This window comes from Vibrio sp. 03-59-1, from assembly GCF_013114135.1.
Taxonomy (GTDB): Bacteria; Pseudomonadota; Gammaproteobacteria; order Enterobacterales; family Vibrionaceae; genus Vibrio; species Vibrio cortegadensis.
Genome location: NZ_VTYA01000004.1, coordinates 1 through 12915 on the forward strand (window position 1 = coordinate 1; position 12915 = coordinate 12915).

At 44.0% G+C, this 12915-nt stretch carries 9 protein-coding genes; 3 read left to right on the forward strand and 6 right to left on the reverse strand.

The genetic code is table 11. From position 1 onward, the window contains the following. On the reverse strand, nt 1–1412 hold a 1412-nt coding region (locus F0249_RS04825), incomplete at its 3' end, for a VCBS domain-containing protein (protein WP_216599531.1). 315 nt (nt 1413–1727) lie between these two features. Between F0249_RS04825 and F0249_RS04830 the strand changes: the two genes are divergently transcribed. Together F0249_RS04830 and F0249_RS04835 are read left to right on the forward strand one after the other, a co-directional pair. Beyond that, entirely contained in the window at nt 1728–3038 is a 1311-nt protein-coding gene (locus tag F0249_RS04830) for a TolC family outer membrane protein (protein WP_171756024.1), read from the forward strand. Nucleotides 3039–3040: 2 nt separating this feature from the next. Next, the gene (locus F0249_RS04835; protein ID WP_017051778.1) at nt 3041–3649 is read left to right on the forward strand and encodes an OmpA family protein; all 609 of its coding nucleotides are present in this window, start codon (nt 3041–3043) and stop codon (nt 3647–3649) included. A gap of 89 nt (nt 3650–3738) precedes the next feature. Here F0249_RS04835 and nhaA read toward each other — a convergent pair whose 3' ends face one another. The 5 genes from nhaA to F0249_RS04860 form a co-directional block, all read right to left on the reverse strand. After that, nucleotides 3739–4884, reverse strand: a complete 1146-nt coding sequence (gene nhaA, locus F0249_RS04840) for a Na+/H+ antiporter NhaA (protein ID WP_113796044.1) — start codon at nt 4882–4884, stop codon at nt 3739–3741. Nucleotides 4885–5354: 470 nt separating this feature from the next. Continuing rightward, the gene (locus F0249_RS04845; RefSeq protein WP_171756164.1) at nt 5355–6434 is read right to left on the reverse strand and encodes a lipocalin-like domain-containing protein; all 1080 of its coding nucleotides are present in this window, start codon (nt 6432–6434) and stop codon (nt 5355–5357) included. A 141-nt stretch (nt 6435–6575) separates the two neighbouring features. Continuing rightward, nucleotides 6576–9029 carry an ABC transporter permease gene (locus tag F0249_RS04850; protein ID WP_171756025.1) on the reverse strand — a complete coding sequence of 818 codons (2454 nt, stop codon included), beginning with the start codon at nt 9027–9029 and terminating at the stop codon, nt 6576–6578. Then, complete coding sequence (locus tag F0249_RS04855; RefSeq protein ID WP_017051782.1) at nt 9010–9681, reverse strand: ABC transporter ATP-binding protein; 672 nt, start codon at nt 9679–9681, stop codon at nt 9010–9012. The genes F0249_RS04850 and F0249_RS04855 overlap by 20 nt, the downstream gene beginning before the upstream one ends. 122 nt (nt 9682–9803) lie before the next feature. Then, entirely contained in the window at nt 9804–11186 is a 1383-nt protein-coding gene (locus tag F0249_RS04860) for an MATE family efflux transporter (protein WP_171756026.1), read from the reverse strand. 125 nt (nt 11187–11311) lie between these two features. Between F0249_RS04860 and F0249_RS04865 the strand changes: the two genes are divergently transcribed. After that, on the forward strand, nt 11312–12757 hold the full coding sequence (locus F0249_RS04865; RefSeq protein ID WP_171756027.1) for a DUF2867 domain-containing protein: 1446 nt from the start codon (nt 11312–11314) through the stop codon (nt 12755–12757). The last annotated feature ends 158 nt before the right edge of the window (nt 12758–12915 follow it).

The window sequence follows — 12915 nt, forward strand, 5'->3', positions numbered from 1 at the left end:
TCTTCCGCGCCGTTAATGGTGATGGTGACCACATGCTCGGTCCCATCGGTGGCACTGACGGTGTAAATTTCGGTGACGCTTTCACCTTCGTCTAAATATTGCACTGCGTTGTTGTCGACGGTGTAGGTCCAGTCCCCATCGGCGTCAATCACTAAGCTGCCGAGTGCCGCCGCATTGGTGGACCCTGCGGACGTGAACACTCCGTTCGGGTTGAACTCCGGATTGTCACTGGCGTCCACGTCAGTGATGGTCAAGCTGCCTTCACTGACCAAAGTCTCCGCCAGCGTGACGTCCACGTCTTCGGTGACGCTGCCTTCATCGCTGTCCCCTTCACCCACGGTGATGTCGGACGGATCTTCCGCGCCGTTAATGGTGATGGTGATGGTTGTTTCCGTTACTCCATCAGCATTTAGTACAGTAAAGACATCATCTATTGATTCGCCCTGATCTAACTCTTGAATCGCAACCTGGCTATTATTGGCGAAATACTCCCAGTTACCATCTTCATCAACAGAAAGACTGCCGTAGAGACCAACAATATCAGCAGCAACAAACTTATCTTCTCCGCCGTCTCCGCCAGTCCCAGGTTCCAAAGTACCACTCGCTGACAAGTTACCCTCGACAACATCTACATCTTCAGTGACGCTGCCTGTATCTGCGACCAACTCTGGTACATCATCAGTACCATTGATTGTGACGGTAATCGTGGTCTCAGTGTCATCTGTCGTTGAGACGGTAATGGTATCAACGTAACTATCACCAACATTAAGTTCATCGAACGCTTCATTAGCAACAAATGTCCAATTCCCCTCTTCATCAATAGAAAATAAACCATAGTTATTATCACCTGGCTGATTTTCTATTGGTAAAAATGAAACTTCCTCAATATCTACATCCACAGCTCCCCCGGTCTCTATTGGGGCATCCGTTTCATCGACTTCAACATTTTCATCGCCTGAAATTATCGCAAATGCTTCAACCAGAAGTTCACCTAAAGCTAAGCTTTGTAATTCAGTTAAGCCTTGAGCCTCAAGACCAGACGTTTCAAAATTAGTGAACGCAAGGGTCTCAGCACCTGTTCGTTCTATATCGCCAGAACCAGTCGGACTTGACCCTATTTCGCCACCAGCCGCTGTCGCGAAATCTTCATTCTGAGTGGGGTCTTCTCCCTGTTCAATTTGAGCTAAAACTTGTGCTATTTCATCATCGATATTGATATTCTGAGGCAGCGCATTGTCTCCAATCAGCTGAGCTTCAATATTGACATCATCAGGTTCTCCATTATCAATTGAAACAACTAGCTCGCCGGGTAGTGGTTTTTCTCCAGGTTCTAATTGCTTCAACTGACCTAGCCCATCTAATACAATCAGACCACTTGCCGCTGCTATATAATTAAGAGTCGTGGATTTCATGAGTTGATCCCTTCCGTCACTAAGAGTGTGCTCAAATATGTCTTATATCTGAATAAACATCGCACCTTTTGCATCTTATAAAACTAGTCGCCACACTAGTAACATTCAACTCAATAACAACCCTTAAAACCCATCAAACTCCAAGATGTCAATTTATAAGGGAATTTAATTTTAAAAAATTTGATAAATTTCTCGTTTTTCTCACTCTATAAACTAAGCTTGCTGATAATAAAGTCGCATTTTGATACTAGAGCGATCACACACTTTAGGTTGATCGACTGCATTTTTAGCGAGAAAAGAAAGAGGAGAATGACCTTGAAATGGACCAATCTCAATCTAATTAGTTGCTTGATTGTGTCGAGTTTTACCGCAAATAGCCAAACATTAGAGCAGGCAGTTGCGTATACTCTTGCAACCAATCCACAAATAAAAAGTGTGTTTAACGAATACATCAGTCTACGTAAAGACAACGATGCAACAAAAGGAGACTATAGGCCGAGTATCGATCTAGATGCTGGTATTGGCTATGAAAGGATTGACCCCGCTCAACAGAATGATCCAACCACCGATCTAACACGTAAAGAAGCGACGATTTCGCTTACACAACTTATTTGGGATGGTTCGGCAACGCTGAATAACATTGATCGAACCGCTGCCGATGCTGAATCGGTGCGATTGCAACTATTAGCGGACGCTGAAAATCAAGCACTCAATGTTACCCAAATATATTTAGATGCGGTGAAAGCGAGTGAAGTTCTCGCTCTTTCTGAAAGTAACCTCGCGACTCACAAAGAGATCTATAAAGATATTAAACGCCGTGCAGAATCAGGATTAGGATCGACAGCAGACCTGTCTCAGGTTGAAGCTCGAATAGCCAAGGCTCACGGAAACTTACTTGCTGCGCAGAACAACTTAATCGATACCCATACCCAATTTAAACGAGAAGTGGGCCAAGCACCTTTAGGACTTATCTATCCTAGAGCTGATATTTCCAAACTCCCTCTTGCTTTAACTGAAGCCATCGATTTTGCTTTCGAAAAACACCCTGTCATTAAAGTCGCTAATGCTGATATCGATTCTGCTCGCTTCCAATATGAGCAATCGAAAGGCAATAATTACCCTACTCTTTCTTTTGAAGCTTCGCAGACATGGCGTGATGATGCTGGCGGTGATGAAGGTCGAAGTGACGAAACTCTAGCGATGCTTAGGCTCCGATATAATCTCTACAACGGAGGATCAGACAGCGACCGTAGTGAATCTGCCGCATACCAATTGAACAAAGCAAAAGATCTACGAGATACAGCATTCCGACAAGTAGAAGAAGGGCTTCGTCTATCTTGGAGTGCGCTTGATTTGACTTTGCAACAGAAAAACTTTTTGGCGGATCATGTAGATTCGGCCTCTCAGACCGTGATTGCTTACGAAAAACAGTATCGAATCGGTCAACGAACATTGCTTGATCTTCTCAATACTGAAAATGAACTATTTGAAGCGAGAAAAGATTACCTCGATGCGCACTATTCCGAGCAATATGCAAAGTATAGAGTGATGAATGCCACTGGGAGCCTACTGGATGCTTTACTGGTAGATATACCTGAAGAGTGGACGAAAGAGATGGAGTACTAACTATGAAATTTATCCTTGTAGTCCCTAGCTTAGTTCTGTCCATTTCAACCATGGTTTGGGCTGAGCAAGACTACCCCTACATAGATACACCAACAGCCGTTCAAGTTTCAGATTTACAAGATGACGACCGAGATGGTGTCGTGAATGCTCGTGATATTTGTCCAGGAACGCCAAGAGAATCACAAGTCGATAATGATGGCTGTGGAGAACTAATGCGCTCAGAGGAGGTAAGGCAACTCAAGATTCTCTTTGCTCATAACTCTTTTGAGATAAACCCAATTTTTTCTGAGCAAATCCGTACGATGGCGGAGTTTTTAAAAACCTATAAAACGGCGTCAATTGAGATCCAAGGTTACGCCAGTAAGATCGGGTCACCAGAATACAACCTCGAACTTTCAAAGAAGCGAGCGAACAATGTTCAAAAACGGCTTATCTCCTATGGCATAACTAGAGACCGCGCTCGTATCGTTGGGTATGGTGAGTCCAAACTAGAGAGTCAAGGTGATGATCCAACATCCCATGCAATCAACCGAAAAGTTACTGCGACCGTTGTTGGCCTTAAAGAAGCGGTGATTGAAGAGTGGACGATTTTCACCACCATCAAGAAGTAACATTTTTCTGGACTCATAAATACAACAAAGCCCTCTACATTTAGAGGGCTTGTTTTTTGTCTAGGTTTTTGTCTAGAAGAGCACAACCATTATGCTTTCTTAGGCAATGATAGGCTTAATAGTGCGTAACCCAACACAGCCGCAGTTGTAGATCCCATTAAAATGCCCAACCTTGCGTAAGTATCAAAATCAGCACTCACCGAACCAAATGCAAGTGATGAGATGAATATAGACATGGTAAAACCGATACCACATAGCACTGATACTGCAAATATATGGACAAAGTTAATGCCTTCAGGCAACTTCGCTACGCCAGCTTTTACCGCAATCCAGCTGAAAGTAAAGATACCCAAAGGTTTGCCAACTAACAGCCCCAACGCAATACCTAGTGGCAGCATCGATGTCAGACCGTCCATTGAAACACCTTCCAATGAGATACCTGCGTTAGCAAATGCGAACAGAGGAAGAATTGCAAACGCGACATATGGGTGAAGTGCATGCTCAAGGTGTTTGAGTGGAGATCGCTCACCTTCATTGCCTTTCAGTGGAATAGCAAAACCTAGAACCACACCTGCAAGCGTCGCATGAACACCCGATTTGAGTACACTCACCCATAAAATAAAGCCAACGACCAAATAGATACTTATCTTAGTCACATGTTTGGCATTAAGCATAAAGAGCACACCAGTCATCGCAAAACCAATCGTTAATGCAATCGTTGACAGGTCACCGCTATAGAAAAGCGCAATGATCACAACAACACCAAGGTCATCGATAATAGCAAGGGCGAGTAGGAAAACTTTCAAACTAACAGGAACACGCTTTCCTAGCAGAGCCATGATACCTAGCGCGAATGCAATATCAGTCGCGGCCGGAATTGCCCAACCTTGCATTGCTTGTGGGTCACCAGAGTTAAACAGTACATAGATCAGTGCAGGTGCCAACATACCGCCCACGGCAGCAATTGCTGGGAATATTGCTGTCTCTTTTGACTTCAGTGCACCTTCAAGTAATTCACGTTTAACTTCAAGACCAATCAAAAAGAAGAAAATCGCCATTAGACCATCATTGATCCAATGCGAAATAGACATGCCGAACACGTAGGTATGAAGAAACTCTTGATAAACACCATTAAACGACGTGTTTGCAATCGTCATTGCAATCGCAGCAGCAATGACTAATAAAATTCCACCAGCTGACTCCATTTTGAAGAAGTCGCGAATGACATCACTCATGATATCGTCCTTATATTTATTATGTTAATAATCTGATAACAAAGAATAGATCTGAGTTTATAGATCACCGACAGTTTGGAATAATCGATTGTTTAGATGTTTAACTTCGGAATTTCCGATGTTTAATAAACAATACAGCGTATATTCCTTAAAGTTACATTTTTATTCATAAGTGGGAGTATAGATTAGAAATGCAACTGAGTGCACCCGATTAATATTTTATCAATCAGAAAGATACGAAAAGTGAAGGATGCGGATAATCATGAAAGCACAGGCAGCCCATTCATAATAGGCCGACTGGCTCATGAGAGTAGAAAAATAAGATAGAAAAACCACCCTTACCCCCAAAATACAACATACATGGGCAAGATCTGACGTAATGAGATAAAGCGACGAAGGCTCAGATCATGTAAACAATAATTTCATCAGCGCATTTTGTTCATACGATCTTATTCAGTGAATACTCGTCACTAGTAGCCCGTCAATTGCATGAAACCTTTTGCCTCATGGGAACCAGAAGCGGACACTGGGCCTTCCCAATATGGAATGACAAAAGGCAGCCACATATCCCTACGAACCACTTTGGTCATCAATTTAATATTGCTTTCAGGCACCTCTATCGACCACTGTAATGGCAACCTGCGTCCATTCGGTAAAGTGCTGGTATTTAATGGCGTGATCGATATATCTGAATCAGACAAACTTATTACTTTCCCCGATCTATCCGCCAAAGTGCCATACGTATAAGGCAATTGTTGATCATGTCGAGATTGAGTCACGCTTAATGTCCGACCATCATCAAGGTCAAACACAAACCAATCCCAACCTCTTCTTCCTTCAGCAAGTAGAGCGCTCCCCCACTCTTTATTCAGCCAAGCTTTGCCTTTAACTGCGAACGCTGGTTGCCCCTCTAAACGAAGTTGTCCTTGAACACTCAAAAATGGAGCACTGAAACTGTAAGAAGCGATAGGCAGTAAATCATGCTTAATTTGATAGCCTTTATCTCCATTTAAGACATAAGGTCCTATGGTCTTAGATGTCAATACCATGCCAAACTCATCTGACTGAACATCTAACAAACCAGGAAAGGGCGTAGAACTTAATGAGCGCCAACTCCAGTTATCTAACCAGATCCTAAAAGGACGATTGCGCATTCCTGCCTGGCCAATTCCACCGCGAGCCAAACGCTGCTCTTTCCACGTTTTTGTTCCAGAGCTAATAACAACATTGGCGATATATAGCTGTGGACTTTGCCAGCCAGACGTTTCCCTTTCATCTGTGGCAACCCTAAAGTAGCTCCACTGGATCCCATACTCTTGACCCTCAGCATCCACAACACTTGCAAAGTAGTGCCACCACTCATGCTGAAAGTCGGGATGAAGTTGAAAGTCTGCTGGTAGTTTAACTGCTTTATCTGGAAGCACTGGGTCGTAAACCTTTCGCTCTTCACTATGAAATAACGGGCTTACGTTACTTGCTTTAGTTTCATTTGAGGAGTCAAAAAATGAAAAATAGACACCACAAGCTAAAAGAATCATAACAAACAGCATCACAGAGGCCGTGATAATGCGACTAGAATGGTGGTGACGACCTAGATCTTGAACGCGTAACTCACCTGAGTCCGACTTCTGACCAGAATGTGTAGTCTGACTAGAGTGCTTCGTCGTATCCGAATCTTTTCTGTTTTTCATTTACAACGCATCTCTTAGTGAACTGATCGGTGTATTACGAACCATTCGAAGAACAGGTAGCGCACCTGCAACAATTAGCGATAACATCGCCCAAGCAAAAGTTTGCATATATTCCCAAGGAATCACCTGTAACTCCAAGGACCAACCAAAGGATTGCTTGATGATAATATCCACAATCAAGTTAGCTAATGCGAGTCCTAGAGGCATCGCAATTATCGCCGAAATCAAACCGAATACCACCAGTTGCAAGCTCCCCATAGCGATCAACTCTTTCCCTGACATACCCAAACAGCGGAGTAAAGAAATATGACGCTGCCTTGAAACTTCTCCAGCTAAGGTCGAGAAGAAAATGCCGAATACCGCGATCACCAGTGTGATGTTGCCTAAAGTGTCAGCAATAGCAAAAGTGCGATCAAAAACTCTCATGGCCTGACTATGGATGCTGCCATTATCAAAAACACGTTCAGAACTCATCCTAAACACACTCTCTAAACGACGCTTAAGACCCAATGCATTCACATTATCCTCTAGCACGACGCCAAGAGCGACATTGCCGCTACCAGCAAAGGAGTTCAACCAATTGCGATGTGACATCATCACTTGATGATACGGGTTGCCATAATCATAATACACTCCAACCACTTGCCATTTTTTGCCAAGCCTTTCGCCTAAATCGATGTAGTCACCCGGTCTGATGTCTAATTTCAATGACATGGACTCACTGATCATCACACCTTTGGACTGATGCAATTGGTACCAATAATTTGGGATCCCTAGTTTAACGGTTAAGGCATCAAGCTCACCTTCTGAAGAGCCGGAGCTCACGACCTGTATAGGGCCACCAGCCGTTGACACATCTTTTTCCCAACGCCACCAAACCGTATCAACTTCAGGCTGAGCAGTAAGCCAGGTACTCATTCGCGCCGCAGAATTATTGCTTGGGTAGATATAAACATCCGCCGCTAATCGCTGGCTTAACCACTTATCCGTCGTATCACGGAAACTGCCTACCATAGTTTCAACGCCAATATTTGCAGTTAAAGCAAGCATAAACGCCATCGTTGCTACCCCACGATAACTCATACTCGCAGCCGCATCAGCAAAGAACCAACGAGCTTTAACCCAGCGTAAAGAGTAAGACAGCGCGTTAAACAGTTTCCAAATGATGTATGGCGTGAATAAAGCGACACTCACAAGCATCAGACCAATTATCGCAAAACCTGTTTCTTGAGTTTTAGGCGCTTGGTACACCGCAATCGCAGCGACACAAAACGCACAGGCGATCAACGCTTGCCAACTAAATTCCGTACCAGCAAAGCGAACCAGTGATAAACGCGACGTTAGACGAATAGGCTGTGATTTAAGTAAGCGAATCAAAGGCCAGCTACAAGCAATGAACGCCCCAAATGATGCCATCGCTAGGCTATATAAACTTGTTCTCCAACCCCACGTTATCGATAAACCTACATTTGCATCGTAGAGATCACCCAAGCTAGCCGATACGGCAGGGATAAGCTGATTAGCAAGGAGTAAGCCGAGTACATTACCGCAAAGCCAGCTAATGAGGACCAATAAAACCAACTCAAAAGAGAGCGCTTTTGCCAATTGCCAACCTGACACGCCAATTTGGCGTAATGTTCCAACAAGAGGCTGACGCTGGATAAAAGAAAGCGACATGGCTTGATAGAATATGAACAATCCAACGACAAAAGAGAGCATCCCCATCGCTGATAAATTCATATGAAAAGCATTCGTTAATGACTCAAGTTCCGCTTTTGTACTACGCGAGATCGCCATGCCGTTGGGTAATAGGGATCTTAACGCTTGCAACTTTTTCGCTGGCATTTCACCACAAGCAATAACAGACAGCCCAGAGCTTCGTTTTAGCATGCGAAGTAATGACAGATCAGCGACGACTTTGGTGCCATGGAGTTGATTTTTTCTATCTATGGTGATGGGCCCAAGCTTTGAACCATCATTCAACTCTATGTATGAATTTTCTGACCAGTTCATATGTTTCGCAAATTGCTGACTCACAAGCAGCGGATAAGGCGGCTTCATCAAGCTTAACGTGGTCAAATCTTCTAAGTGAATATCATCTTTGAACTGCATCATCGCAATAGGATCGACCCCCATCAGCATCAAGCTAGTACCATTGCTGGTTGTTAAGCGATGATTATCAAAAGGCGCACATTGGTTAAAGCCTTTTCTGCGGAGTTGAATATAAAACCCTTGTGGGATCTTATTTGCGTTGTGCTTTGGGCGAATACGGTAAGGAAGAGGGTTTGAAAAAAGTTTCTCACCATTCGCGTAGCTCTGTTTTGCATGATCATTAATCGCCGTAACACCCACCAAAAGTGATACGCCAAGAGTAAGACCAAGCCAAACTAGAATGATTTGTAAAGGATACCGACGGTAGTGACCTAGTAGCGCCTTAACTACGGGCCATAACATGCAATTGCCCTCCTTGAAGGCGAACGCGCCCTTCCATGTGCTGAGCAACTTTTTCACTGTGAGTGACAAGTAGCAGCGTACAATTTAGCTGACGAGTAAGTGAGGTTAATAAACGCATTACCGCTTCCGCATTACGTTCATCAAGGCTACCCGTTGGTTCATCTGCCAGTAGTAACTGAGGCTCCATATATAAAGCCCTTGCAATCGCCGCTCTCTGTTGCTGACCACCAGAGACCTCTTCTGGGTAACGCCCTAAAAGTGCCATCAGATCCAATGCAGATAAAATCTGACGCCATAGAGCTTTGTCTTCAGGTAGGCCTTTTAATTGACGGCAAAAGCGGATGTTGTCGGCAATATTAAGCGTTGGGAGCAAGTTGAACTGTTGGAATATATTACCAATATTATTACGACGAAAAGCGGTACGGTTAAACTCAGAAGCACTGTGCATTTGCAAATGAGGGAACTCAATTTCACCAGAGTCTACCGTATCGAGACCAGCAATAAGGTTAAGTAAAGTGCTCTTTCCTGAACCACTTTCTCCCATTAAAGCAACTTGATCCCCTTGATTTAAGTGAAGCTCTGCCCCTTGCAGTACAGGGTGAAATTCCCCCCCATCTACATAGCCTTTGCACAGGTCCGACAGTCTTAGCATTAAATCACCACATGAACTCTAAATTGGATTCAGAATCTACACTAATTCCTTGTTAGTAGGAAGTGTTTTGAAGTACAGATCACAATATACGCATCCCATTGCAGCATCAATAATTCACATGTCTAATTTTCAATCAAATTTTTCATCCACTTCTTGCTTTTCATTCTATAAAGTGAGCCTCCCCATTTCACCACTTCTTCTGTGAGAAACAGCACATAAATCCACTCCGGAGACATCCCTAGCTTGATAGCAGCAAAAGCAGCCAGCGGAATGCCGATCAACCATTGAGCGATAAGATCTTGATACAAGCAAAACTTCACATCACCACCCGCTCTCAGCACCCCAACGATCACCACCATAGGAACGGATCGAAGGATGATGCCGAAACTTAAGATAACAATGAATTTTTCGGCCATTTCCCTTGTTTCGGGTGTCAGCGCAGAGAAAGCGTTTAAAATCGGGATCTGAATAAAGAAGAGCAAGATAGCTACACAAACACCAACGATGATGTTTAAACAAGTTAAACCCAGCGCCTGGTAATACACGGCATCGTATTTTTTAGCACCTAGCTGGTTGCCGACTAACACTGACGCGGCATTCGATAGACCGATGAGCAAGCTTAGTGAGATCGACTCAACAGGCGTCATGACAGAGAGTGCAGCAAGGCCTTGAACACCACTTTGTCCCATAATGGCATGGTACGCGAATAAACCACCAGCCCACGCAAGAAAGTTGAACGTTGTCGGCATTGATAATTTTAAGAAGCGAACAATATTGTCCCAATAACACGCGGCTTTTATGTCATTCATACCAAAAGCGAGAAGATGCTTCTTGCTATATAGGTAACCATATAAACACATCACCTCTATTGCGCTGCTTAAGACCGTCGCGATTGCTGCACCGGTGATCCCCATAGCTGGGAATCCAAACTTACCGAAAATAAGCACCCAGTTGAGGAAGACGTTCGACAGGATTCCGATTCCACTAAAAAAGGTACTAATCCCCGGCTTGTGCATCGCACGTAAACCTACCGCCATACTGCTCACACAAGCCACTGCTATCATGCTAAACGATGTGATAACAATATAGTCACGACCCAGTTGCTGAACTTCTCTCGAATCGGTGGTCAGTGACATAATCTGAGTTGGAAATAAGACAAAAAAGACGATGGTCAATAGAGCAAAACCCACCGCAATCATCCAAGTCAGGGCGGTACTTTCCCTAACGCCTTTTTTATCTCCTGCGCCCCAGAACTGAGCCGTTAATAGTGCGCCTCCAGTGTTTACACCCACTAACATTATGGTTGTAACAAACATGGCTCGGCTCGCCACACCCACCGCGGCAATATCCGCTTCACCTAGCTGTCCCAGCATAAGTACATCCACCAAACCTCGGCTTGAGAACATAATACTCTGAAGGGCAATAGGTAATGCAATCGCAATTAAGCGGCGTAAAAAATCACCTTTGGTATGGAAAATTATTTGAGAGACAAGAGCCAAGAACATCACCTTTAATAAACAAAAACCGAGTAATCGTAACCAAATCACAACATATTGATAGAACTCGATAATAATCTGATACTATAGCCCTTAGTGCATATTTCGACCACTAAAAAGGCTGATGGATGAGCATGAAAAAAATTCTTATATTAGGTGCGTCAGGCTACATTGGATCACAACTAATCCCGAAGTTGCTAGCAGAGGGTCATCTTGTCACGGCCGCAGCTCGTCATATCGATTATCTCAAACAGAGAACCGCTCCCCACCCTAGCCTTACGATGCATTATCTAGATTTAGCGGATAAGGATGAGACCGATAAGCTTGTTGATGATTTCGATCTTGTCTTCTTCCTCGTTCACGGGATGGCAGAGGGACACGACTTCATCGAATATGAACTACAACTTGCGGAGAACTTTTCTCAAGCTCTGCTTAATAGCCGAGTCAAACATGTTATTTACCTAAGCGCACTCCAGCCGCAAACGGGGAATTCTGAACATTTATTAGCAAGAAAGAAGACAGGTAAGATCATTCGACTTAGTGGTATACCCGTGACTGAGCTTCGCGCTGGCGTCATTATTGGGCCAGGTTCCGCTGCTTTTGAAATTATGCGCGACTTTGTTTACAACCTACCTCTAATGATCGCACCTAAATGGGTTGATTCAAAAGCAAACCCCATTGCCCTACCTAACCTCAATCATTACCTATTAGAATTAGCGAAAGCATCGCCGAACGAATCTCAAACATTTGAAGTCGGCGGGCCCGATGTATTGAGCTACCGCGAGCAATTTAAAGTGATCTGCCAGGCGGTCAAAAAGCCACTCCGTTTATGGTCTACCGCTCTCCTTACTCCTAAAATGGCCTCATATTGGCTTAGCTTAGTCACTTCCGTCCCCTCTAATATTGGCAAAGCGCTGCTGGCCGGACTGGAACACGACTACATTGCCGACGCTCAGCCAATACGCAAACTATACCCGCAAGATCTTATTTCTTATGAAGACGCAGTAAGGGAGACAATTAAACAAGAAGGTACATTTGTCCGCAGTAATGTATGGGGATTTGAACCCGCAGCCTTACAACGCTGGCAGCCTGGTTACGGCTATTACCCTAAACAAGCTGGGGCAAGTGCACATACTCAGTTATCGAGCGAGCAACTATGGGAAGTTGCACAAAAAATAGGAAGCAAAGAAGAAGGGTACTTTTTTGCTAATGGGTTATGGCGTACACGGGAATGGCTCGACATCTTCTTTGGCGGTCAGAGGCCGATACGTCGATCTCCTGAAGGACCTGAATTAAAAGTGGGTGATTTTATTGACTCTTGGAAAGTGATTCGCTGTGAAAAAAATCAGTTTCTTTCTCTATTTTTTGGGATGAAAGGACCCGGTTTAGGACGTCTTGAGTGCACCATCACTGATCATGGTGACTATAGAGAGGTGAACTTAACCGCTTGGTGGCATCCGCAAGGGTTTTTAGGATTACTCTACTGGTTTGCCATGATGCCTGCCCATCTATTTATTTTTAGAGGCATGGTAAAGGCTATCTGTAAAAAGGCCTCCGGTAAACAAGCGGAGAAGAGCTAATTCACCATAGACATGCACGAACAGCTAGACATGCACGAGCAGCTAGACATACACAAACTATTAGGCATGCACAAACAATGAGACATGCCGTGTAAACAGTCGATAGCTGAAAACAGAAAATAAAAATGCCCCTTTTGAAGCCTTACCAATAAAGCTCA

What these genes read in the sequence shown, in the direction of transcription:
- F0249_RS04835 (WP_017051778.1), top strand. Translation starts at nt 3,041, where the DNA reads ATGAAATTTATCCTTGTAGTCCCTAGCTTAGTTCTGTCCATTTCAACC.
- nhaA (WP_113796044.1), bottom strand. Translation starts at nt 4,884, where the DNA reads ATGAGTGATGTCATTCGCGACTTCTTCAAAATGGAGTCAGCTGGTGGA.
- F0249_RS04845 (WP_171756164.1), bottom strand. Translation starts at nt 6,434, where the DNA reads ATGCTGTTTGTTATGATTCTTTTAGCTTGTGGTGTCTATTTTTCATTT.
- F0249_RS04850 (WP_171756025.1), bottom strand. Translation starts at nt 9,029, where the DNA reads ATGTTATGGCCCGTAGTTAAGGCGCTACTAGGTCACTACCGTCGGTAT.
- F0249_RS04855 (WP_017051782.1), bottom strand. Translation starts at nt 9,681, where the DNA reads ATGCTAAGACTGTCGGACCTGTGCAAAGGCTATGTAGATGGGGGGGAA.
- F0249_RS04860 (WP_171756026.1), bottom strand. Translation starts at nt 11,186, where the DNA reads ATGTTCTTGGCTCTTGTCTCTCAAATAATTTTCCATACCAAAGGTGAT.
- F0249_RS04865 (WP_171756027.1), top strand. Translation starts at nt 11,312, where the DNA reads ATGAAAAAAATTCTTATATTAGGTGCGTCAGGCTACATTGGATCACAA.